Origin of the sequence: Streptomyces venezuelae (assembly GCF_008642295.1) — a bacterium.
GTDB classification, from domain to species: Bacteria; Actinomycetota; Actinomycetes; order Streptomycetales; family Streptomycetaceae; genus Streptomyces; species Streptomyces venezuelae_C.
In genome coordinates this window covers 4,550,674-4,572,657 of record NZ_CP029190.1, presented here as the reverse complement: position 1 = coordinate 4,572,657, position 21,984 = coordinate 4,550,674, and the positions used below count along the sequence as shown (strand labels likewise).

Genomic DNA, 21,984 nt, shown 5'->3' with positions numbered 1-21,984 from the left:
TGCCGCTACGTTCGGGCGATGGACCTGTTGCGTTACGTGGCCTTCAGCACCGACCCGCTGGGCGGGAACCCGGCGGGAGTGGTGCTGGACGCCACCGGCATCGACGAGGCGACGATGGCCGCCACCGCGGCGGAAGTCGGCTATTCGGAGACGGCCTTCGCCGTCCCCCGCCAGGACGGCTCCCTCGGCATCCGCTACTTCAGCCCGCAGACCGAGGTGCCCTTCTGCGGCCACGCCACCATCGCCACCGCCGTCGCCCACGCCCACCGGTACGGGCCCGGCGAGCTGCTGCTGCACACCCAGGCCGGCCCGGTCCCGGTGACCACCTCGGCCGGCTCGGACGGTGCGGTCGTCGCCACCCTGGTGAGTGTCGAGCCGCGTACGGCGGAGCTCTCCGAGCCCGACCTGGCCGAGCTGCTGGCCGCACTGCGCTGGTCCGCCACCGACCTCGACCCCGCCCTGCCGCCGCGGGCCGCCTACGCCGGGGCCTGGCATCCGGTGATCGCGGCCACCAGCCGCGAGCGGCTCGCCGACCTCGACTACGACATGGCCGCGCTGGGCGAACTCATGTCGCGCCGGGACTGGGCCACGGTCGCCCTGGTCCGACGCGAGTCGGAGACCGTCTTCCACGCCCGAAACCCGTTCCCGCCCGGCGGCGTGTTCGAGGACCCGGCGACCGGTGCGGCAGCCGCCGCCCTCGGCGGCTACCTGCGCAGCCTCGGCCTCATCGACACGCCCGCCGTCCTGACCGTCCACCAGGGCGTGGACATGGGGCGCCCGAGTCGTATCACGGTCGGGGTCCCGGCGGACCCCGCGGCCGGCATCGAGGTCACCGGCACAGCGGTCCCGATCACCTGACCGGCTGTGCGGGGCCGCTACAGCTTGAGCCGGTAGACGGCCGCGGCGCGTTCACGGCGGTAGCCCAGGGCTTCGTTGACCGCTCGCATCGGGGTGTTCTCGTCGGCCACCGTCGTTCCGATCCACCGCAGCCCGGGGTATGCCGAGGCGACTTCCGCCAGCATCCGGCGTTTCACCGCCCGGCCCAGGCCGTGGCCGCGGTGGCGGGGGACGACCACCGTGTCGTACTGGAGGGCCCGGGTCGCGGCCGGGTCCGGCAGGACCAGCTCCGTGTACGCGGCCACCTCGCCCTCCGCCGTGACCGCCGCCACCGTCAGGAACCGGCCGCCCCGGTCCAGGATCAGCTGCCCGGCGGCGCGGAGCCGGTCCGCGTCCCAGGACGGGACGCGCTCGTCCGTCTCCCCGCTCGGCGCGTCCGCCATCGCGCCGTGGGCGGCGGCGGCCGGGGCCGCCCATGCATCGGGGACCACGCCCTCCCAGGCCACCCACCGGTAGCCGGCCGGGGCATCCGCCGCCGGGCCGGGCGGCTCCGGCACCTCCTGTACGTACCAGGCCAGCGGGAGTACGCAGGTGAAGCCGAGCGACTCCGCGAAGGCCTGGCCGGGGCCGCCCAGGTCCGGCATCACCTCGACCGAGGTCCGGCCGGCTGCCTGCAGTTCCGCCCGGACCCGCTCCCAGAGCGCGGTGCCCACTCCGCGGCGGCGCGCGTCGGGGCGTACGGTCAGCTCCTCCAGGGCGGCGGTGGTGTCGTTGGCGCCGTCCTCGAAGAGGAAGAGCTCGGCCACGCCCTCGTCACCGGCGTCGCCCGCCGCCCAGTGCAGGGACCTGCCGCGGGCGGGCGGCACGCGCAGCCGGCCGGCCACCTCGGTCCGGGAGGGTCCGGGCAGGCCCGGCAGATCGGCGGCCCGGGCGGCGGTCAGGACGGCCCACCAGGTGTCCACCTCCGTGTCGGTCGGCGGAACGGACAGCGGGAACGAGGGCACGGGCCGGGGGGACGTCATGGCGCGGACCCTAGCCGGACAACGAGTACGGCGGGGAGTCCACTCGGACTCCCCGCCGTGTCGCGGTGACGGTTCAGCTCATGCTCGCGGTCGCGGTCGCGGTCACGCTCAGACGGCGGAACCGGCCTTCCACTCGGCCCAGTTCATGTTCCAGCCGTTCAGGCCGTTGTCCGGCTTGATGGTCTTGTCCGGGGAGTTGACCACGGTGACCACATCGCCGATGAGCGAGCTGTCGAAGAACCAGGCGGCCGGCTGGCCCGGGTCGTTGGCGCCCTTGGCATCGTTCAGGCCCACGCAGCCGTGGCTGGTGTTGACGCTGCCGAAGATGGAGTCGTCGCCCCAGTAGTTGCCGTGGATGAAGGTGCCCGAGGTCGACAGCCGCATCGCGTGCGGGACGTCCTTGATGTCGTACTCGCCCTTGCCGTCGTCGTCCGTGAAGCCGACGGTGGCACCGTTCATCCGGGTCTCCTTGAACTTCTCGGAGATCACCATCTGACCGTTGTAGGTCGGGGTGGCCGGGGAGCCGGCGGAGATCGGGATGGTCTTGACGACCTGGCCGTCCCGCTTGACCGTCATCTTCTTCGTCTTGGCGTCCACCACCGAGACCTGGCTGCGGCCGATCTGGAAGGTGGCGGTGCGGTCCTGCACGCCGACCACGCCGGGCGCACCCTGGACCCCGTCCAGCTTCATCTTCAACGTGACGGTGGAGTTGGCCTGCCAGTACTGCTCGGGCCGGAAGTCGAGCCGCTGCGCGTTGAACCAGTGGCCGACGACCTCCTGGCCGCTGCTGGAGGTCACGGTGATCGCGGACTGGACGGCCTTCTTGTCCTTGATCGGCTTGTTGAAGTTGATGGAGACCGGCATGCCCACGCCGACCTTCTGGCCGTCCTCGGGGGTGAACGAGCCGACGAAGCTGTTCTCCGGGGAGACCGTGGTGAAGGAGGCGTTCTCGTGGGCCTCACGGCCGTCGGCGTCCTTGGCCGTGGCCGACAGCGCGTACTTGGTGGAGCGCTTGAGGGCTCCCTCGGGCTTCCAGCTCTTGCCGTCCGCGGAGATCTTGCCCGCGACAGCGGCCCCCTCGGAGGACTTCATCTCCACCTTGGTGAGGGTTCCGTCGCTGACCGTGACGGTGGTGGCGGAGTTGAGGCCGACATTGGTGGCGCCGTCCTTGGGCGCGATGGCTATCTTGGCCTTCGAGGCGTCCTTGGCCGCCGCCGCGTCGACGTCCGCCTGGGACTTGCCCGTCGCCTCGCCGCTGCCCTTGGGGTTGTCGCCACCGCCGTCGCTGCACGCCGAGAGCACCAGTACGCCACCGAGCAGGGCGGATATGGCCGTCAGGCCCCTTCTCCGCCCCTTGCTGTACGTCCTCACACGCCACTCCATCGTTGCCGGAATCCCGGGACGGGGGCCCGGGAAGGGGCCCGAGGCAGGGGCATGCCCCTGCCTCGGATCGGACAACGCGCCAGGCGGCGGGATCGGTTCCACGATCCGTTCGGATGTGGGCCACTCCACTGTCAGGCGTTGTCGTCCTGTTCGTCAAAGACCCCATCTTCGTCGTTGATGTCCCACTCCAATGCGTCGGGGTCGTATTCGACCGACTCGGTGCTCCAGGAGGCCTGGGCGAGCTCCACCCCGGGGACCTCCGCGACCAGGTCGGTGGGGTCGACGAGGTAGGCGAGGGCCTCCGCCTCGTCCGCGCGCACGGCGGCCTCGCCGTGGCCGCGCTCCTCGTCCGTCATGAACTCATCGGCCTTGATGTGCTCGAGTGCCGCTCCGGTGAGTGCATCCGGATCCGGAACTTCCAGTACCAAATCCACCCGAAGCCGGATGTAACGCGAGGTGTCAGATGTCTCCATACGACGGAGAGTAAGCCTGGGGGCCACCCCGACTTCCCCACGACCCGCCCCTTTCATTAGCATCGGCGCACACGGCCAATTCGCTGCTGCCACAAGGGGGATCGAACCGTGTCCGCACGTCGACCGCTGCTCACCGCTCTCGGGGCAACCACCCTCCTCGGCGCCCTCTGGTTCGTCCCTTCCGCCAATGCCACCGCACCGGAACGTTCCGGCCCGCCCGTCGGTCCGGTGAACGCTGCGGCCCCGGCGGAGGTGCTCACCCTGAGGGGCGCCGGACCGGGTTCCGGCTCCACGCCGGCCCACCTCGCCCTCGCCGAGACCACCGGGGTGGACACCACCCCGTTCGTCTTCGCCGGTATCGCCTGCCTCGGCACCGGGGCCGGTTTCTGGGTGTTCTCGGCCCGCCGGTCCCGCGCCGCCTAGCGCACCCTGCGGGCCGCATACACGCCGAAGACACACCGAAGACACACCGAAGGGCCGCCCCGCGCATGTGCGCGGGGCGGCCCTTCGGCCCTGCGTCAGGCCAGCGGTCCGGTGACCGACTCCACCGCGTCGACCAGTCCGCCCGTACGCACGAACTCCTCGGCGGCAGCCAGGTCGGGGGCGAGGAAACGGTCCGGCCCCGGGCCCGCCACGCCCGCAGCCCGGGCCGCCAGGATCGCCGCCTGGGAGGCGGGCGCCGGGGTCAGCCCGTGGCGCAGCTCGATCGCGCGGGTGGCCGCGTACATCTCGATGGCGACGATCCGGGTCAGGTTGTCGATCGCCGTGCGGAGCTTGCGGGCCGCGGACCAGCCCATGGAGACGTGGTCCTCCTGCATGGCGGAGGAGGGGATGGAGTCGGCGGAGGCCGGGACCGCCAGCCGCTTCATCTCGCTGACCAGCGCGGCCTGCGTGTACTGGGCGATCATGAGACCGGAGTCCACGCCGGCGTCGTCGGCGAGGAAGGCGGGCAGGCCGTGGCTGCGGTTCTTGTCCAGCAGCCGGTCGGTGCGCCGCTCGGCGATGGAGCCCAGGTCGGCGGCGGCGATGGCCAGGAAGTCCAGTACGTACGCCACCGGCGCGCCGTGGAAGTTGCCGTTGGACTCGACCCGCCCGTCGGGCAGTACCACCGGGTTGTCCACGGCGGAGGCGAGCTCACGGGAGGCCACCAGGGCGGCGTGCGCGAGGGTGTCCCGGCCGGCGCCGGCCACCTGCGGCGCACAGCGCACCGAGTAGGCGTCCTGGACGCGCGGGGCCTCGTCGTGCTGGAAGTGCCCGGTGAGACCGGAGTCCTTCAGTACGGCGGCCATGTTCGCGGCGGAGTCGCCCTGGCCGGGGTGCGGGCGGATGGCGTGCAGCTCGGGGGCGAGCACCTTGTCGGTGCCCAGCAGCGCCTCCAGGGAGAGCGCGGCGGTGATGTCGGCGGAGGTGTAGAGCCTGCGCAGGTCGGCGAGGGCCATGCACAGCATCCCGAGCATGCCGTCGGTGCCGTTGAGGAGGGCCAGGCCCTCCTTCTCGCGGAGTTCCACGGGGGTGATCCCGTGCTCGGCGAGCAGCTCGCCGGCCGGCCGGAGGGTGCCGTCGGGGCCCTCGGCGTCGCCTTCGCCCATCAGGGCGAGCGCGCAGTGCGAGAGCGGCGCGAGGTCGCCGGAGCAGCCGAGCGAGCCGTACTCGTGCACCACGGGGGTGATGCCCGCGTTGAGTACGTCCGCCATGGTCTGGGCGACCTCGGGGCGTACCCCGGTGTGGCCGGAGGCAACGGTCTTCAGGCGCAGGAACATCAGCGCGCGGACGACCTCGCGCTCGACTCGGGGGCCCATGCCGGCCGCGTGCGAGCGGACGATGTTGCGCTGGAGCTGCGCCCGCAGGTCCTGGGAGATGTGCCGGGTGGCGAGGGCTCCGAACCCGGTGGACACCCCGTACACGGGCTCGGGCTTGGCGGCCAGCGCATCCACGATCGCGCGGGCCCGCCCGAGCGCGTCGAGGGCTTCGGCTGACAGCTCGACCCGCGCGTTGTCGCGGGCCACGGCGATGACGTCCTCGGCGGTGGTCCCGGACGTCCCCACCACGACAGTGTGCATATCCATATTCAGCACCCTACGGACTGAATCGCTTCGTGTCACTAGGTGTCCGGGCGGCCGGGGCGGACCCCCGGGTCTAGCCTGAAGGAGGAACCCCGCAGGAACACTGCAGGAGCACCGCTTCACCCGGCTCACGGGAGGAAGCCGTATGAACCGCAACCGCCGCTGTGCACTGCTCGCCCCCCTGCTCGCCTCCGCGGTGGCGCTGCCGCCGACGGCGGTCGCCCAGGCAGCCGCCCCCGACCGGGCACCCGCGGCACCCAGGTGCGAGCTGAAGGAAATCCGGCTGGGCGAAGACCCGGCCGAATTCGACCCCGAACAGATCGAGTACGACCTCCACCTGAACGGCTTCCCGGCGAAGCAGTCGGTGCGGATCGACGGCCCCCGCACGAAGCTGAACGCCAAGGTGAACGGCAGAGGCTCACTGACCCGCGAGGACGTCGCCTACGGCGTCTACCGCGTCACCTACGACAGCCGCAGGGCGGGCGACAAGGTACGCGTCAACTGCCTTGCGCCGCCGCGGGAGGTTCCGGGCGGGGTCACCGGAGGGGACGCGAAGGTCACCAAGGTCGAGATCACGAAGGTCTTCACCCCCCAGCCGACGAAGGTCGACTGCGACGTGCCGAACAAGGTGCAGCTCGACGGCCAGATCACCGCGACCGGACGGGGCAAGGTCACCTTCACCTGGCAGGGCAAGAACATCGTGGCCCAGCAGGGCTCGGTCGAGTTCACCGGGAAAGAGAAGATCCACTCGGTGCTCGGTTCGCTCACGGTGCCGAAGCGCGAGACACCCAACGCCATGGCCATCGAGGTCGTCGTCAACCTCGTGGCCGTCAATCCGGGCCCGGAGCCCGTGGGCGCGAGCAAGACGCTCACCCTCGACTGCAACTGAAGCCGGCCCGGCCCGCGTTCAGCCCCGCCCGCGGAACCGGCGGCGCTCCGCCGTGCCGGCCGGGGTCTCGTCCGCCAGCCGGACCACCGCGTGGTCCCGCCCCGCCACCACCGGCTTCGCCGACCGCGCCGCCTTCGCCTTGTACTGGGCCGCGTCCGCCAGCCGGAACAGCCGCCGCGAGGAGGTCACCGGTCCGATCTCATCGCCCGTGGAGGCGACCCCGCAGGCCACCCCCTCCCCCAGCTCCAGCTCGCCGGCCCGCTCGCACACCAGCTCCGCCACCCGCACCACCTCGTCCGCGGACGGCCCGGCCGAGACCACACAGAACTCGTCCCCGCCCAGCCGCGCGACCAGCGCACCCGGCAGCATCGCCCCGCACAGGCTCAGCACCGATCCGAACCGCTCCAGCAGCCGGTCCCCGGTCGCATGCCCCAGGGTGTCGTTGACCTTCTTCAGGCCGTTGAGGTCGCAGACCATCAGGCTGACCACCGCGCCCCGGGACCGGTGCTGTTCCAGTGCCTCGTCCAGGCGCATGTCGACGGCCCGCCGGTTGGCCAGTCCGGTCAGCGGATCGGTGAAGGCCAGCCGCCGGGCCTCCTCCAGCCGCTCGTTCTGCGCCAGCCCGGCCGCCACCACGGCGGCCAGCACCGTGGCGAACTCCGCGTCGTCCACGCCGAACCCGGGCAGCCCGGCGTTCCGGGCCACGTACAGCTCCCCCCAGGCCCGCCCGCTGAGCACGATGGGCGCCACCACACAGCTCCCGCGTCCGCGCCGGCGCAGCGCCTCCCCGCGCCGGCCCGGCCGGCCGCTGCCCGCGTGCTCCACCCAGGCGTGCGGGCCGCCGCCGCCCGCCCACCGCTCGTGCAGGAACTCGGTGATCTCGGGGAAGTCGTGCACGGGATAGGACTCGTCCTCCGGGAACTCCTCCTCGCCGGGGCGCCGCTCCCCCTCGTTCACCAGGACCCGCAGCCGCCCCCGCTCGCGCTCCCACGCGGAGATCGCGGCGAACGACCCGTCCATGGCCGTCCGCGCTCCCCGGGCCGCCGCCCGCACGCTGTCCCTCGGCGTATGCGCCGCCGCCATGGCCTGGGCCAGACTCACCACGGCCCGCAGCCGCCCGTCAACTCCCATCACCCTAGATTAGGGACTTTTGTCCGATTCGGACGACCTGCCGGGAGGCTACTGCCCGGGCCAGTTCGGCTTCCGCTTCTCGTTGAACGCCGCCACGCCCTCGGCCCGGTCCCCGGAGAAGGCCACCGTCCGCCAGGCCGCGTCCTCGATCTCCAGGCCGGCCGCCAGGTCCATCCCGTGGCCCAGCCGCAGCGCCCGCTTGGCCGCCCGCAGGCCCACCGGGGAGTTCGCGGCCATCCGGGCGGCCAGGGCGAGGGCCTCCGTACGGTCCTCCCCGGCCGGAACCAGTACGTCCACCAGCCCCAGCCCGGCCGCCTCCGCCGCCTCCACCCGGCGCGCGGTGAAGATCAGCTCGGCCGCCCTGGCCGCCCCGACCCGCCGCGGCAGCAGCTGCGTACCGCCGCCGCCCGGGATCACCCCGACCGACACCTCCGGCAGCCCGACCACCGCGGACTCGTCCGCCACGATGACATCGCAGGCCAGCGCCAGCTCGAAGCCGCCGCCCAGGGCGAAACCGTGCACCGCCGCGATCGTCGGCATGGGCAGCTCCAGCACACCCCCGTACGCGCCACGGGTGGTCGGCCGCTGCCGGACCAGCTCCGCATCGGAGAGGGAATTGCGCTCCTTCAGGTCGGCCCCCACACAGAAGGCCCGCTCGTGCGTGGAGGTCAGCACGACCACCCGGGCCTCCGGGTCCGCCGCCAGCGCGGCACAGGCCGCACCGATCGACCGGGCCATCTCGGTCGACACCGCGTTCATCGCCTTGGGGCGGTCCAGGACGAGCTCCACCACCCCGGGCGCTTCGCTGCCGTCATGCCGCCGCACCTCGACGAACTCACCGAAACGCTGACCCAGCTGACCCATGAGTGATTCCCTCCCGACCGGCCGAAGAGCCGGTTAACGAGCGTTACCGTGCCTCAGTCGGGGATCTTAGAGGCCCGCCGCGTCAGCAACCAGGGCTCCACCACACCGAGACCGCGTACGGGCCGCTGCCACATCGGCTGCAGGGCGAAGCGGTACGGCCGCTCCTCCGGGCCGTGGGCCTCCGCCTCCTTCTCCGAGACCGGCGCATCGCCCGTACGGCCCAGCTCCTCCGCCAGCGCCCCGTCCACGAGCACGGCGTCCTTCGGGGCTATCGAGGTGAGCCGGCTGGCCAGGTTCACGGTGGTTCCGAACACATCGCCCATCCGGGTGGTCACCGTGCCGAAGGCGATCCCGACCCGGAGCTCCGGCATCGAGGCGTCGGCCTCCATGGTCTCGATCAGCCGCAGCGCGATCTCCGCGGCCGTGCCGGGCTCGTCGGCGCAGTACAGGACCTCGTCGCCGAGCGTCTTGATCAGCCGGCCGCCGTGGGCGGCCACCAGGTCCGCGGCGGTGGTCTCGAAGGCCTCGACCAGTTCGCCGAGCTCCTCTTCCTCCAGACGCCGGGTCAGCCGGGTGAATCCCACCAGGTCCGCGAAGCCCACCGCGAGCCGCCGGTCCACCATCTCCTCGTCGTCCGCGGCCTGCACCACGCGCCCGGTGGCCGCGGCCAGCTGCCGCCGCCACACATAGACCAGGAACTCCTCCAGCTCCGGCAGCAGCAGCTCGACCAGCGGGTAGGTCACCTCGGTACGGGTCATGCCGGGCTCGGGCGGCTCGGTCAGTCCCTCCAGGAAGGAATCGATCTGCCATTCCGCCAGCCGGGCGGTGGTCTGCCCGGTGGACCGGGCCACCTGCACCGCCATCGGCTCGCTGAGCAGCCCGGCCTCGACCAGGCCGGCGAGCCGGCGCAGGGCCAGCACATCGGCCTCGGTCAGCGCCTTGGCCTGCCCGATGTCGGCGAAGCCCATGGCCCGCCAGAACCGGGACGCGAGCTCCATGGACACCCCGGCGCTGCGCGCGGCCTGGAACGGCGTGTAGCGGCGCTCGGCGCCCAGGATCAGCTGCTCCAGCCGGATGGCGAGCGGGTCGGCCGTGGGCTGGGCGGTGTGGTCCACCTCGTGCAGCGGGGTGTGCTGGTCGCGCCTCGTCGGGGCGGCGGCGGCCGGACCGTTCGGGGCGGGCGTGCCGGAACCAGTGTCGTCGACGGTCAAGGGCCGCCTCCTGTCCATTCCGTGCGCACTGCCCTGTCGAACCGGTTGATCACCTCGAGCACCGGGATCGCCTAAACCATACGGCAGGTGTGCCGTAGCTCACTCGCCGTCCCCCGTTCCCCGGGCCGGGGCTCCGCTGCGCGGGGCATGCCCCCACCCCACCCCCTTCCCGAAACCGGGCCGCCGCCCGGACCCGCTGGGGCCTGGGGCCCCGGCGAAGTGCGGGGCGCAGCCCCGGGGCGGGGCGTGGGGCGCGGCCCCGTCTCGTCCCTGCCCGGCGGAGCCGGGGCACCCGCGGGGCGTGGGGCGCGGCCCCGGGACGGTGCCCGGCGGAGCCGGGGCATCCGCCGGGTGCGGGGCGGAGCCCCGCGGCGGGGTCCGGGGCCGCAGGCCCCGGTTTCGGGAAGGGGCGGGGTGGGGGAGCTCCGCGCAGCGGCCCCCGGCCCCGCCCCCGCCCGCCCCGGGGGCGGGCGGCCTCGGGGCCCGGGCGGGCCCGCGCAAGCCCAGGCCGGGGCCGGGCGAGGCGGGGCCGGGCCGGGCCGGGCCGCGCCAGGGCCGGGCCTCGCTGCGCCGGGACGGGGTGCGCCAGGGGCCCGCCCGGGGCTAGTGGCCGCGGAGGTGGATCACGTCGCCCGCGCCCACCCGCTCCCGTTCCCCCTCCGCCGTCCGGACGACCAGTCGTCCTTCCGCGTCGACCGCCTCCGCCGTGCCCGTCAGCTCCCGCCCCCCCGGCAGCTCCGCCCGCACATGCCGCCCCAAGGTCGCGCAGCCCGCCGCGTAGGTCTCCTGGAGGCCGCTCGCCGCCGGGTCGCCCTCCGCCGCGCGCCAGCGCCCGTACCAGTCCTCCAGGGACCGCAGCACCGCCTTCAGCAGCGGGTCCCGGTCGGTCACCGTCGCCTTCGCCAGGGCCAGCGAGCCCGCCCCCGGGACCGGCAGCTCGTCCTCCGTGAGCGTGACGTTCAGCCCGATCCCGATGACGAGTGCGCCCTCGGCCTTCTCCGCGAGGATGCCGCCCGTCTTCCGCTCCTCGCCGTCCACGGTGACCAGCAGGTCGTTGGGCCATTTGAGTGCCGTGTCCACCCCGGCCGCCCGCGACAGCCCGGTCGCGGTGGCGACCCCCGCCAGCAGGGTCAGCCACCCCCACCGCTCCACCGGCACCTCCGCCGGCTTCAGCAGGACGGAGAAGAACAGCCCGGACCGCGCCGGTGCCTCCCAGCTGCGGTCGAGGCGTCCGCGGCCGGCGCTCTGCTCCTCGGCGACCAGCACCGCGCCCTCGGGCAGCTCTCCGGCCCGCGCGGCCAGGTCGCTGTTGGTGGACCCGGTGGTTTCGACGACCTCCAGCGAGGTCCACAGGCTGTCGGGGGTGACGAGGGCGCGGCGCAGCGAGGCGGCGTTGAGGGGCGGCCGGTCGAGGCTCGACCAGCGTCCGGCCGATTCGGCGGAGGCATCTGATGGCGTCATGCAAGCCACATTAGGTGTGTCAAACGCCGCACTGCCGTGCGCCATGCCCGCCGATACGCTACGCACCAGTAGCCAGCAGTAGTCAATCAATTGACCAGGCAGTGGACACCACTCAGGGAGCCGCGACCCCGATGTCTCAACCCTCAGAGCCGATCGACATCCACACCACCGCGGGCAAGATCGCGGACCTGCAGCGCCGGATCGACGAAGCCACGCACGCCGGCTCGGCGCGCGCCGTGGAGAAGCAGCATGCCAAGGGCAAGCTGACGGCTCGTGAGCGGGTGGCGCTGCTTCTCGACGAGGGCTCCTTCGTCGAGCTCGACGAGCTCGCCCGGCACCGGTCCAGCAACTTCGGGCTGGAGAAGACCCGCCCGTACGGCGACGGCGTCGTCACCGGTTACGGCACCGTCGACGGCCGGCCCGTCGCCGTGTTCTCGCAGGACTTCACCGTGTTCGGCGGAGCCCTCGGCGAGGTCTTCGGCCAGAAGATCATGAAGGTGATGGACTTCGCGCTGAAGACCGGCTGCCCGGTGGTCGGTATCAACGACTCTGGCGGCGCACGCATCCAGGAGGGCGTGATGGCCCTCGGCATGTACGGGGAGATCTTCCGCCGGAACACCCACGCCTCCGGGGTGATCCCGCAGATCAGCCTGGTCGTCGGCCCCTGTGCGGGCGGTGCCGTGTACTCCCCGGCGATCACCGACTTCACCGTGATGGTCGACCAGACCTCGCACATGTTCATCACCGGTCCGGACGTCATCAAGACGGTCACCGGCGAGGACGTCGGCTTCGAGGAGCTGGGCGGCGCCCGGACCCACAACACCACCTCCGGTGTGGCGCACCACATGGCGGGCGACGAGAAGGACGCGATCGAGTACGTCAAGTCGCTGCTCTCCTACCTCCCTTCGAACAACCTGTCGGAGCCGCCGGCCTTCCCGGAGGAGGCGGACACGGAGGTCTCCGAGGCCGACCGGGAGCTCGACATCCTGATCCCGGACAGCGCCAACCAGCCGTACGACATGCACACGGTGCTGGAGCACGTCCTCGACGAGGGCGAGTTCCTGGAGACCCAGGCGATGTTCGCGCCGAACATCCTGACCGGCTTCGGGCGGGTCGAGGGGCACCCGGTGGGCATCGTCGCCAACCAGCCGATGCAGTTCGCCGGCTGTCTGGACATCAACGCGAGCGAAAAGGCCGCCCGGTTCGTCCGGACCTGCGACGCCTTCAACGTGCCGGTGCTGACCTTCGTGGACGTGCCGGGCTTCCTGCCGGGCGTGGACCAGGAGTACGGCGGCATCATCCGGCGCGGCGCCAAGCTGATCTACGCCTACGCCGAGGCCACCGTCCCGCTGATCACCGTGATCACCCGCAAGGCCTTCGGCGGTGCGTACGACGTGATGGGCTCCAAGCACCTGGGCGCGGACCTGAACCTGGCCTGGCCGACCGCGCAGATCGCGGTGATGGGCGCCCAGGGCGCGGTGAACATCCTGCACCGCCGGGCCATCGCGGAGGCGGAGGCCGCGGGCGAGGATGTGGAGGCCGTCCGGGCGCAGCTGATCGCCGAGTACGAGGACACGCTGCTGAACCCGTACACGGCCGCCGAGCGCGGTTACATCGACGCGGTGGTGATGCCGTCCGAGACCCGGGCACACATTGTGAGGGGGCTGCGCCAGCTGCGGACCAAGCGCGAGGCACTGCCCCCGAAGAAGCACGGGAACATCCCCCTCTAGGAGGTCCGATGATCAAGGTCGTCAAGGGGAACCCGACCCCGGAGGAGCTGGCCGCCGCACTGGCGGTGGTCCAAGCGCGCGCGGCGGTGCTGGCTGCGGCGTCGCCGGGCGCGGAGCAGGCCCCGGACCAGTGGTCGGATCCGGCGCAGGTGGCCCGGCGGCGGGTGCCGCAGCCGGGGCCGCGGGCGTGGGGGCGTACGTACTGGCCGGCGTGAGCCGTGCGGGAACACCGGGGGGCGCTTGAGTACCCGTACTCAGGCGCCCCCCGGGTCCCGGGGAGCAGGATCGGGGCATGCTCTGGTCCGACCCGAAGAACGAGCCGCCGAAGGACATGCGCGAGGCGCAGGCGATGATCCGCCGGATGACGGTGGTCCTTGCGGTGGCCATGCTGGTGCTCGTGTACGTCCTCGGCGTGGGCGGTTTCTAGCGCGGTGCCAAGCGCGGTTCCGGTGCCGGTCCGGTGCCGTTCCGGTGCGATTCCGGTGCGGCTTCGGCGCGCCCCTACGATGGCGGGCATGACTGCTGCCGCCGCCGCTCCGCGCTCCCTGGTCCTCGCCTCCGCCTCCCCCGCCCGGCTCAACCTGCTGCGCCAGGCCGGGCTCGCCCCGCACGTCGTCGTCAGCGGGTTCGACGAGGACTCGGTGGACGCGGACACCCCGGCCGAGCTGGCCCTCGCCCTGGCGGAGGCCAAGGCGGGCGTGGTGGCCGGTCTGGAGACGGCCGCCGGGGCGCTGGTGATCGGCTGTGACTCCGTACTGGAACTGGACGGCGAGGCGCTGGGCAAGCCGGCGGACGCCGAGGAGGCCACGGCCCGCTGGAAGGCGATGCGCGGCCGGGCGGGCGTGCTCCGCACCGGGCACTGCGTGATCGACACGGCGACCGGGCGTCAGGTGTCGGCAACGGCCTCCACCACGGTCCGGTTCGGCGAGCCGACGGACGCGGAGGTGGCGGCGTACGTGGCGAGCGGGGAGCCGCTGCACGTCGCCGGGGCCTTCACCCTGGACGGGCTCTCGGGGCCGTTCATCGAGGGCATCGACGGCGACCACGGCAATGTGATCGGCCTGTCGCTGCCGCTGCTGCGCTCGCTGCTGGGCGAACTGGGCGTGTCCATCACGGACTTGTGGGCGTGACCGGGAGGTCCGAAGCGGCGGGGGCGGCCGGGGTGTCCATGGCGTACGTGGCGTCCGTGGTGTCCGTGGCGTCCCCGTAGAGCAGCAGGGTCAGCACGACCAGGCAGAGGATCAGCATCATCACCGCGAAGGCGGGCCAGCCGACCAGGCCGACCACCAGCGCGCCGAGGACGCCGTGGGTGACGGCCGCGCCGATCAGGACCGCCCGGGCGAACCGGCCGGGCGCCCGGTCCCGGACGGCGGCCAGGGCCAGCAGGACGGCACAGAGCAGCAGGAAGCCGCCCATCCCCGCACCCATGGCGTAGGTTGCCTTGGACATGACATCCGGGTCCATGCCGGCGATCGACATGGACTGGCTCTCCGTCGTCTTGCCCAGCACGACGTGGACGAGGACGAGAACCGCCGCTTCCGCGACGAGCACGAGGGTGGCCACTCCGGCCACCAGTCTGCGCAGCATGCCCCGGAGGCTACTAACGGGTAAACCATGGGACAAGGGGCTGGGCACGGGCAAAGAATGATCGGGGCGTTCGTAGGGACCCCACAAAGAATCGTCGGGGGCCGCTGCGCGTGCGCACAGAGACCTTGACCACATGACAGGGTTACTGTGCCGTTGGGGATGCCCCCGACCTGGGGCGCCACAAGGGTTCTTTGAACTCGAACCGGCCTCGAATAACGCTCTGTGTGGGCAAGCTCACCTCTGGAGACGGGTCGAAAGCCCGTGTCGGCTGTCCCTAAACTCAGCTTGTTTCAAAGGAGGGAGCCATCGTGCGCAAGGTGCTTATCGCCAACCGTGGCGAAATCGCTGTCCGCGTTGCCCGGGCCTGCCGGGACGCCGGGATCGCGAGCGTAGCCGTATACGCCGATCCGGACCGGGACGCTCTGCACGTCCGCGCGGCCGACGAAGCCTTCGCGTTGGGCGGTGACACCCCGGCCGCCAGCTATCTGGACATCGCGAAGGTCCTGCAGGCCGCCGCCGACTCGGGCGCGGACGCCATCCACCCCGGATACGGCTTCCTCTCCGAGAACGCGGAGTTCGCTCAGGCCGTCATCGACGCGGGGCTGACCTGGATCGGTCCGCCCCCGCAGGCCATCCGCGATCTGGGTGACAAGGTCGCCGCCCGTCACATCGCCCAGCGGGCCGGGGCCCCGCTGGTCGCGGGCACCCCGGACCCGGTCTCGGGTGCCGAGGAGGTCGTCGCCTTCGCCAAGGAGCACGGCCTGCCCATCGCCATCAAGGCCGCCTTCGGCGGCGGCGGACGCGGCCTGAAGGTCGCCCGGACCCTCGAAGAGGTTCCGGAGCTGTACGACTCCGCGGTCCGCGAGGCGGTCGCCGCCTTCGGGCGCGGCGAGTGCTTCGTCGAGCGCTACCTCGACAAGCCGCGCCACGTGGAGACCCAGTGCCTGGCCGACTCGCACGGCAACGTGGTGGTCGTCTCCACCCGTGACTGCTCGCTGCAGCGCCGCCACCAGAAGCTGGTGGAGGAGGCCCCGGCGCCGTTCCTGTCCGAGGCGCAGAACGCGGAGCTGTACGCCGCGTCCAAGGCCATCCTCAAGGAGGCCGGCTACGTCGGCGCGGGCACCGTCGAGTTCCTGGTGGGCCTGGACGGAACCATCTCGTTCCTCGAGGTCAACACCCGCCTCCAGGTCGAGCACCCGGTCACCGAAGAGGTCACCGGCATCGACCTGGTCCGGGAGATGTTCCGCATCGCCGACGGCGAGGAGCTCGGTTACGGGGACCCCGTGCTGCGCGGGCACTCGTTCGAGTTCCGCATCAACGGCGAGGACCCGGGCCGCAACTTCCTGCCGGCCCCGGGCACGGTCACCACGTTCAACCCGCCGACCGGTCCGGGCGTCCGCCTGGACGCGGGCGTCGAGTCCGGCTCGGTCATCGGTCCCGCCTGGGACTCGCTGCTGGCCAAGCTGATCATCACGGGTGCCACCCGTGAGCAGGCCCTGCAGCGTGCCGCCCGTGCGCTGGCCGAGTTCCAGGTGGAGGGCATGGCCACGGCCATTCCGTTCCACCGCGCGGTCGTGGCCGACCCGGCGTTCACCTCGGACCCGTTCCGGGTGCACACCCGGTGGATCGAGACCGAGTTCGTCAACGAGATCCCGGCGTTCGCCGCCCCGGCGGCGGAGGACCTGGAGGAGGAGCCGGGCCGCGAGACCGTCGTGGTCGAGGTCGGCGGCAAGCGCCTCGAGGTCTCCCTGCCGTCCTCGCTGGGCATGACCCTGGCCCGCACCGCGGCTGCGGGCGGTGCCAAGCCGAAGCGGCGCGCCGCCAAGAAGTCCGGTCCGGCCGCTTCCGGCGACACCCTCGCGTCCCCGATGCAGGGCACCATCGTCAAGGTTGCGGTGGAGGAGGGCCAGCAGGTCGCCGAGGGCGAACTGGTGGTCGTACTCGAGGCCATGAAGATGGAGCAGCCGCTGAACGCTCACCGTTCCGGCACCATCGTGGGCCTGAACGCCGAGGTCGGCGCCTCGATCACCTCGGGCGCCGCGATCTGCGAGATCAAGGACTGACGTCCGGCGCCTTGGTAGTACGGCAAAGCCCCCGCCCGGGTGACCGGGCGGGGGCTTCGTCATGTCATGCGGGTGTCACCAGGTACCCGGTGCCGCCTGCCAGCTCTTCAGGGGGCTGTCGAAGCCGCCGTCGGTGCGGGCCTTGAAGGTGAACGCCGCGGTGGCTCCGGTGCCGTAGTTGTACATGATCGCGATGTCCTCGCGGCCGTCCTTGTTGCTGTCGCCGGACACCGGCATGCCGTACGACCCGGACCACCAGGAGTCCACGGGGCTCTCCCAGCTCTTGAAGTCCGCGTTGATCCCGCCGTCGGGCCGGCCGGTCAGCGTGAACAGCGCAGCCTTGCCGCCGGTGTAGTCGTACAGGATGGCCAGATCGGCACGGCCGTCGCCGTTGTAGTCGCCCGAGGTGATCCGGCTCTTGTTGAACTCCCAGTTGCCCGGGGTACGGGTCCACGAGGCCACCGGGGCGGCGAAGCCGCCGTCGGCCTTGCCGAGCAGGGTGTACGCGGTCACGGTGCCGTTGCCGGAGCCGTAGACGGCGAGGATGTCGTCCCGGCCGTCGCCGTTGAAGTCACCGGCGACCTGCTTGGACTCGTTCCAGTACCAGCCGCCCTGCGCGGAGCGCCAGCTGCCGAAGGAGGCGTTGAACGAGCCGTCCGGCTTCGACAGGAAGGTGTGGGCGCCGGTCGAGCCGCCGTGGTCGTAGAAGAACGCCACGTCGTCGCGCTTGTCGCCGTTGAAGTCACCGGCGACGAGCTTGGCCTTGCCCGGCTCCCAGCTGCCGGCCGGAACGTGCGCGCTCTTGCCCAGCTGGACGAAGGTCCCGTCGGCCTGGCCCAGGAACGTGAACATGGCGTTCTCGCCCCATTGGTAGTCGTACAGCGCGGCCAGGTCGTCACGGCCGTCGTTGTTGAAGTCACCGACGACCCACTGCGACTGGCTGTAGCGCCAGTTGCCCTTGCCGGTTTCGTAGGCGAGCACGGGCGCGGCGAATCCGCCGTCCGTCTTGCCGGCCAGGGTGTAGAGCGCCGTGTTGTCACTGCCGTAGTCGTAGACGGTGGCCATGTCGGACCGGCCGTCGCCGTTGAAGTCACCCGCCAGGTCGGTGCGCAGGTGGGCGGTGCGGTCGTTCGGCTTGTGCTCGACGCTCACACCGGTGGTGTCGTTGTGCCGGATGTAGCCGCCGTCGAAGTCCGTGCGGGGGCCGCCGTAGACCTCGTACTCCTCCGACTTCGGGTAGCCGAGGAAGCTCTTCTCGGCGCCGAGCGAAACCCACTTGTTGCGGATCCCGCCCCAGACCGCCAAGGCCTTGCGGGTGGTCGAGGTCCAGTAGATGGAGGCGGTGTCGGACGTCTGGCCCCGCTGGCGGAAGTGGTTGTAGCGGCCCACACCGTCGGGGTTGCCGACCTCGTCGGTGGTCGGGTAGCCGAGCCAGCCGCCGGGGCCGCCCGCCGCCAGGTACCTCTTGTAGATCGTGCCGTGGATCGACCAGGAGCCGGTCTGCTCCGACCAGTAGATGGCGCCGTCGCCGCCCGATCCCCTGAACGTGGACACCACGCCGACGCCGTCGGAGTTGCGGATCTCGTCCGAGGTCGGGTAGCCGAGGAAGCCGGTCTCCGCCCCGAGGCTGATCCACTTCTCCCGGTTGCCGTTCATCACGATCCAGGCACCGGTGTTGCGGTGCCAGTAGATCGAGGCGTTGTCGTAGGTGTAGCCGTTCATGCGGAAGTGCATGAACCGGCCGTCGTCGGCGGCCACACCGACGGGGCCCGTCGGCTTGCCGAAGCTCGCGAGACCACCGGCGGCCTTGAACTTGGCCAGCAGCGGACCGCACAGGGAGTGCTTGACGCCTGCGTCGGCGGACGACGGGACGGTCTCGCACTCGTTCCAGGGCGTACCGCCGAGGACGAGCGGCTTGCCGGGACCGAAGGCGGAACCGTTGCTCAGGGCGCGACCGGGGAACTCGGTGATCGCACCGTCCCCGTTGCGCGACCACAGGTCGACGAAGCCGTCGTTCTCGAAGTCCCCGTTGCTGGCCAGGTGCGGGTAGGCGGCGCCGGTGAAGCCGGTGCCGATGGAGGTGGTCCGGACCGCCGGGTCCGCGTACACGGTCAGGTCCAGGGCCACTGCCGCCGTCGTGTCCGTGGTCTTGCGGCTGGTGTACTGGTGGATCTTGCCCGTGGTCTTGTTGCGGGCCCAGATCTCCGGCAGACCGTCCTTGTTGAGGTCGCCGGGGGCGATCAGGGTCATGTCCTGCCAGTCGGCGTTGCCGAGCGGGATCGGCCGGAAGTTGCGCAGGCCGAGCGTGCCCGACGGGGTGCCGGCGTAGAGCCAGAGGTTGGAGCCCTCCTTGACCAGCAGGTCGGGGTTGTCGGCGGCATCGATCTTGCCGTCGCCGGCTTCCAGGATGGGATCGATGTCGTCGTTGACGCTGCCGATGGCCACGACCTGATCGGCCTGGCCCCAGCGGTCGTCCGAGGAGTACTGGGTCGACATCTCGATGGCGCCGGCGTCGGTGTGCTCCAGGTCGCCGTCACCGTTGCCGCGGTAGAGGTACAGGTTCTTGCGGCTGTTGTCCGGCGCCGGCCGCAGGGCGACCAGGTCCTCGTAGTAGTCCGCGTCCCAGCTGCCCCGGTGGGTCAGCGAGGCCGCGTTGGCGAAGGAACCCCGGTCGAGCTTCTTGGACGGCTCGAACGAGCCGTCTCCGTTGCCCGGGTGCATCCACAGCCGGCCGGAACCGGGGTCGACGCTCCAGATGTCGACCGTGCCGTTGCCGTCGAGGTCACCGTGCTTGTCCCGGTTGGCCTGGCGCTTGGCGTGGTAGACGTACGAGGTGGCGCTGGACCGGTTGCCGGAGGCGTCGAGGCTCCAGACGAAGAGGCTGTGCATGCCCGCCGCGGTCGGGGTGTACTTGATCTGCGCCGACTTGTCCGTGGCGGTCACGTTCACCGTACGGACGGTCGGGTCGGACGCCGTGTGCCACTGGTACTTGGCGACGTCGGTGACCCCGTTGGGGGTGAAGGTGAACGTACCCTCGGTGCGTGCGTAGGCGTTGTTCTTCTGGTCGTCCTCGGGGAACTGTGGCGAACTCACGCCCGGCGCCCAGCGGGGCGCTTCCCGGTCGATGGTGAACGAGCAGCGGCCGGCCCAGGGGCCCTCACCGCTACCGTCGGTACCGCGCACGTCCCACACGTAGTTGGTTCCGGGAAGATCCCCCTTCGGGATCCTCACGATGGCGACGTTGCCGTTGGTGATCTCGACCTTGGGCCGCTGGATCGTGCCCCAGTAGTCGTCCGCGTTCCAGTAGTTGAACTCGGCCCAGACCTTGTTGTCCTCGGCGTCGGTGATGCGGGCGCGCAGCACCACCTCGTCGGTGATGCCGATCTCGCCGCCCGCACAGGGGACGGACGGGTGCATCGAGCGCTCGTTCGCGGGGATGGCGTTGGGCAGAGTGTTGTACTGCGTGGAGATGCGCACGCTGTCCGGGTTCATCTTCCGCCAGGAGACGTCGACCGTGTCGTTGGCGGACTTCAGACCGAAGGTCCAGGCGGGCCAGCTCCAGCGGGCTGCGTCGGCGACCGCGGAGGTCACGTTCAGCTCGATGGTGTCGCCGTCACCGGGACAGTTGCGGCCACCGTAGGACTGACCGGAGGCATCCACCATCCGCTTCCAGGCGGGCTGGTTGTTCCAGGTGGTGGAGCCGCTGATGGCGTCGGTGTCCCAGACCTGGATGTCACCGGACTTGCAGCTCCAGGAGCCGGCCGACTTCTGCTGGATGCGCAGGGTGGCGTCCAGGATCTGCTTGCCGCCCAGACCGCCCATACCGACCTGGAAGAAGGTCTTGGCACAGACGACGGCGTTGCCCCGCTGGGCGTCCTTGGCGCAGCCGACGCGGGCGTCGTTGCTGAGGGTGCCGCCGTTCCAGTAGTTGGTGCTCGCGGAACCGGGGATGGCGTTGTGCTTGTAGGCGACCGCCCAGGCCGACTTCCAGTCGTCCCGCCACACCGGGTCGATGACGACCGGGAAGGTGGTGTCGGCGGCGGTGAGCAGGTTGCGGTCGGTGGTGAGGGTGAGCTTGTCGGCCTTCAGCGCCACGCCGAGGTCGGCCTGCTTGGTGCCGAGGGAGATGCCGTCGACGGCGGGCACCCGGTCGGCGGACGGCGCCGGGGTCGCTCCGGCGGCGGGGGCCGCGAGGGCACCAGCCTTTGCACCGGCCGCGGCCTTCGCCTCGGCCACGGCCTTCGCGTCGCCCGCGGGCTTCGCCGCGGGCGGCTGCGCGGCGGGCTTGTCCGCGCCGGAGTCCCACATCTGGGGCTTGGCGGAGCTGAACAGGGTCTGGCCCGCGGGGTCGACGGCCCGCAGCTCGCCGTTGGCCTCCTTGCGGACGGTGACACCGTTCCCCTTGAGGCCGAAGTCGACGGAGGCCAGCTCCGGGTTGGCCGCGGCCTCGCGGTTCTTGACGACCAGCTGGTGCGAGAAGCCGGTCACGTCCGCGCTGACCCGCAGGTCCACGCCCTTCATGACCTCGGCGTACGTGGCACTGTTGCCCTGGACGGTCGGGGCGGGCAGCGGCTTCGGCCAGGACAGGGTGATGTCCCGGCCGTCCTTGCGCATGGTGACCAGCGGGGCGTTGCCACCGCCGGAGAAGCTGAGCCCGGCGACGGTCGCCTTGGGGGCGATCCGGCCGTCCTTCTGCTTGGCCAGTCCGGTGTCCACCGGGACGTAGGCTCCACCGCGACGGACGCGGGTGGGCACCAGGGACTGCTCGGAGGTGAACGAACCGTCCGGGTTCGCCCAGACCTCATCGGTCTCCGAACGCAGCGAGGGCACCTCGACGCGCTTGCCGGTGCGCTTGGCGTCGGTACTGGCCTTGGCCGAGGCCTTCGCCTCGGGGGACATGTTCTGCTGGTCGTCCTGCGCCGCCTTGGCGGCGTTGGCGGCCTGCGCGGCGGACGCGAACGCGGGTGCCCCCGCCGCAACCGCGGGCAAGGCGCCGATCAGGGTGGCGGCGAGCGCGGTCGCCAGGGTGAGTACGGGTGCCCTCCGAGAGGGCGGTCCCGCGACGCGGTCCCGCGTCGGGATTGGTCTCACTGATTGAGTCCTCGAGGTCGGTTTCCGGCGGCCCCCTCTCAGGGGTGGCCGGAAAAGATCGTTTGAACCTCTAAGCGGAGTCTGAAATTCAGCCATCCACCAACAGGCCATGCTTGTTCGATTGATTTGTAGCACCCGAGCCACCGGAAATTCGAGGCGATACCCCACGAAGCCATCGA

18 protein-coding genes are annotated in these 21,984 nt (G+C 71.6%); 8 read left to right on the top strand and 10 right to left on the bottom strand.

Annotated elements, in window-relative coordinates; translation table 11 throughout:
• Positions 1-18: 18 nt before the first annotated feature.
• Entirely contained in the window at positions 19-858 is an 840-nt protein-coding gene (locus DEJ50_RS20485; RefSeq protein WP_150209412.1) for a PhzF family phenazine biosynthesis protein, read from the top strand.
• A 17-nt stretch (positions 859-875) separates the two neighbouring features.
• On the opposite strand, the gene DEJ50_RS20480 is transcribed toward DEJ50_RS20485, so the two are convergent.
• From DEJ50_RS20480 to DEJ50_RS20470, 3 genes are all read right to left on the bottom strand, one after another.
• The gene (locus DEJ50_RS20480; RefSeq protein ID WP_150209411.1) at positions 876-1,859 is read right to left on the bottom strand and encodes a GNAT family N-acetyltransferase; all 984 of its coding nucleotides are present in this window, start codon (positions 1,857-1,859) and stop codon (positions 876-878) included.
• Positions 1,860-1,967: 108 nt separating this feature from the next.
• On the bottom strand, positions 1,968-3,242 hold the full coding sequence (locus DEJ50_RS20475; RefSeq protein WP_150209410.1) for an Ig-like domain-containing protein: 1,275 nt from the start codon (positions 3,240-3,242) through the stop codon (positions 1,968-1,970).
• Positions 3,243-3,373: 131 nt separating this feature from the next.
• On the bottom strand, positions 3,374-3,715 hold the full coding sequence (locus tag DEJ50_RS20470; protein ID WP_150209409.1) for a hypothetical protein: 342 nt from the start codon (positions 3,713-3,715) through the stop codon (positions 3,374-3,376).
• A gap of 108 nt (positions 3,716-3,823) precedes the next feature.
• Here DEJ50_RS20470 and DEJ50_RS20465 point away from each other — a divergent pair, with 108 nt between their 5' ends.
• A complete protein-coding gene (locus DEJ50_RS20465) occupies positions 3,824-4,138 on the top strand; it encodes a hypothetical protein (protein WP_150209408.1) in 315 nt (104 codons plus the stop codon).
• 95 nt (positions 4,139-4,233) lie between these two features.
• On the opposite strand, the gene hutH is transcribed toward DEJ50_RS20465, so the two are convergent.
• A complete protein-coding gene (hutH, locus tag DEJ50_RS20460) occupies positions 4,234-5,775 on the bottom strand; it encodes a histidine ammonia-lyase (protein WP_150212246.1) in 1,542 nt (513 codons plus the stop codon).
• A gap of 148 nt (positions 5,776-5,923) precedes the next feature.
• Between hutH and DEJ50_RS20455 the strand changes: the two genes are divergently transcribed.
• Entirely contained in the window at positions 5,924-6,667 is a 744-nt protein-coding gene (locus DEJ50_RS20455) for a hypothetical protein (RefSeq protein WP_150209407.1), read from the top strand.
• 18 nt (positions 6,668-6,685) lie between these two features.
• Here the strand turns inward: DEJ50_RS20455 and DEJ50_RS20450 are convergent, their stop codons facing one another.
• From DEJ50_RS20450 to DEJ50_RS20430, 4 genes are all read right to left on the bottom strand, one after another.
• The gene (locus DEJ50_RS20450; RefSeq protein ID WP_150209406.1) at positions 6,686-7,798 is read right to left on the bottom strand and encodes a GGDEF domain-containing protein; all 1,113 of its coding nucleotides are present in this window, start codon (positions 7,796-7,798) and stop codon (positions 6,686-6,688) included.
• A 48-nt stretch (positions 7,799-7,846) separates the two neighbouring features.
• Entirely contained in the window at positions 7,847-8,662 is an 816-nt protein-coding gene (locus DEJ50_RS20445; RefSeq protein WP_150209405.1) for an enoyl-CoA hydratase/isomerase family protein, read from the bottom strand.
• 53 nt (positions 8,663-8,715) lie between these two features.
• Entirely contained in the window at positions 8,716-9,873 is a 1,158-nt protein-coding gene (locus DEJ50_RS20440; protein ID WP_150209404.1) for an adenylate/guanylate cyclase domain-containing protein, read from the bottom strand.
• 603 nt (positions 9,874-10,476) lie between these two features.
• Positions 10,477-11,334, bottom strand: a complete 858-nt coding sequence (locus tag DEJ50_RS20430) for a biotin--[acetyl-CoA-carboxylase] ligase (RefSeq protein ID WP_150209402.1) — start codon at positions 11,332-11,334, stop codon at positions 10,477-10,479.
• Between the two features lie 131 nt (positions 11,335-11,465).
• Between DEJ50_RS20430 and DEJ50_RS20425 the strand changes: the two genes are divergently transcribed.
• The 4 genes from DEJ50_RS20425 to DEJ50_RS20415 all read left to right on the top strand — a co-directional run bounded on the left by DEJ50_RS20425 (position 11,466) and on the right by DEJ50_RS20415 (position 14,194).
• On the top strand, positions 11,466-13,064 hold the full coding sequence (locus tag DEJ50_RS20425; RefSeq protein WP_150209401.1) for an acyl-CoA carboxylase subunit beta: 1,599 nt from the start codon (positions 11,466-11,468) through the stop codon (positions 13,062-13,064).
• Between the two features lie 8 nt (positions 13,065-13,072).
• Positions 13,073-13,279, top strand: coding sequence for an acyl-CoA carboxylase epsilon subunit (locus DEJ50_RS20420; RefSeq protein WP_150209400.1), 207 nt, complete (start codon positions 13,073-13,075; stop codon positions 13,277-13,279).
• 77 nt (positions 13,280-13,356) lie between these two features.
• The gene (mmpB, locus tag DEJ50_RS35250; RefSeq protein WP_263399209.1) at positions 13,357-13,491 is read left to right on the top strand and encodes a morphogenic membrane protein MmpB; all 135 of its coding nucleotides are present in this window, start codon (positions 13,357-13,359) and stop codon (positions 13,489-13,491) included.
• 79 nt (positions 13,492-13,570) lie between these two features.
• Complete coding sequence (locus tag DEJ50_RS20415) at positions 13,571-14,194, top strand: nucleoside triphosphate pyrophosphatase (RefSeq protein WP_150209399.1); 624 nt, start codon at positions 13,571-13,573, stop codon at positions 14,192-14,194.
• Here the strand turns inward: DEJ50_RS20415 and DEJ50_RS20410 are convergent.
• Positions 14,175-14,651 carry a hypothetical protein gene (locus tag DEJ50_RS20410; protein WP_223837839.1) on the bottom strand — a complete coding sequence of 159 codons (477 nt, stop codon included), beginning with the start codon at positions 14,649-14,651 and terminating at the stop codon, positions 14,175-14,177. The genes DEJ50_RS20415 and DEJ50_RS20410 overlap by 20 nt on opposite strands.
• A gap of 308 nt (positions 14,652-14,959) precedes the next feature.
• Here DEJ50_RS20410 and DEJ50_RS20405 point away from each other — a divergent pair, with 308 nt between their 5' ends.
• Positions 14,960-16,714, top strand: a complete 1,755-nt coding sequence (locus DEJ50_RS20405; protein ID WP_150209398.1) for an acetyl/propionyl/methylcrotonyl-CoA carboxylase subunit alpha — start codon at positions 14,960-14,962, stop codon at positions 16,712-16,714.
• A 75-nt stretch (positions 16,715-16,789) separates the two neighbouring features.
• Here DEJ50_RS20405 and DEJ50_RS20400 read toward each other — a convergent pair whose 3' ends face one another.
• Positions 16,790-21,805, bottom strand: coding sequence for an FG-GAP-like repeat-containing protein (locus tag DEJ50_RS20400; RefSeq protein WP_150209397.1), 5,016 nt, complete (start codon positions 21,803-21,805; stop codon positions 16,790-16,792).
• Positions 21,806-21,984: the final 179 nt, after the last annotated feature.

Coding starts and splice junctions, on each gene's coding strand:
- DEJ50_RS20485 (WP_150209412.1), top strand. CDS start 19: ATGGACCTGTTGCGTTACGTGGCCTTCAGCACCGACCCGCTGGGCGGG.
- DEJ50_RS20480 (WP_150209411.1), bottom strand. CDS start 1,859: ATGACGTCCCCCCGGCCCGTGCCCTCGTTCCCGCTGTCCGTTCCGCCG.
- DEJ50_RS20475 (WP_150209410.1), bottom strand. CDS start 3,242: ATGGAGTGGCGTGTGAGGACGTACAGCAAGGGGCGGAGAAGGGGCCTG.
- DEJ50_RS20470 (WP_150209409.1), bottom strand. CDS start 3,715: ATGGAGACATCTGACACCTCGCGTTACATCCGGCTTCGGGTGGATTTG.
- hutH (WP_150212246.1), bottom strand. CDS start 5,775: ATGCACACTGTCGTGGTGGGGACGTCCGGGACCACCGCCGAGGACGTC.
- DEJ50_RS20455 (WP_150209407.1), top strand. CDS start 5,924: ATGAACCGCAACCGCCGCTGTGCACTGCTCGCCCCCCTGCTCGCCTCC.
- DEJ50_RS20450 (WP_150209406.1), bottom strand. CDS start 7,798: ATGGGAGTTGACGGGCGGCTGCGGGCCGTGGTGAGTCTGGCCCAGGCC.
- DEJ50_RS20445 (WP_150209405.1), bottom strand. CDS start 8,662: ATGGGTCAGCTGGGTCAGCGTTTCGGTGAGTTCGTCGAGGTGCGGCGG.
- DEJ50_RS20430 (WP_150209402.1), bottom strand. CDS start 11,334: ATGACGCCATCAGATGCCTCCGCCGAATCGGCCGGACGCTGGTCGAGC.
- DEJ50_RS20425 (WP_150209401.1), top strand. CDS start 11,466: ATGTCTCAACCCTCAGAGCCGATCGACATCCACACCACCGCGGGCAAG.
- DEJ50_RS20420 (WP_150209400.1), top strand. CDS start 13,073: ATGATCAAGGTCGTCAAGGGGAACCCGACCCCGGAGGAGCTGGCCGCC.
- mmpB (WP_263399209.1), top strand. CDS start 13,357: ATGCTCTGGTCCGACCCGAAGAACGAGCCGCCGAAGGACATGCGCGAG.
- DEJ50_RS20415 (WP_150209399.1), top strand. CDS start 13,571: ATGGCGGGCATGACTGCTGCCGCCGCCGCTCCGCGCTCCCTGGTCCTC.
- DEJ50_RS20410 (WP_223837839.1), bottom strand. CDS start 14,651: ATGCTGCGCAGACTGGTGGCCGGAGTGGCCACCCTCGTGCTCGTCGCG.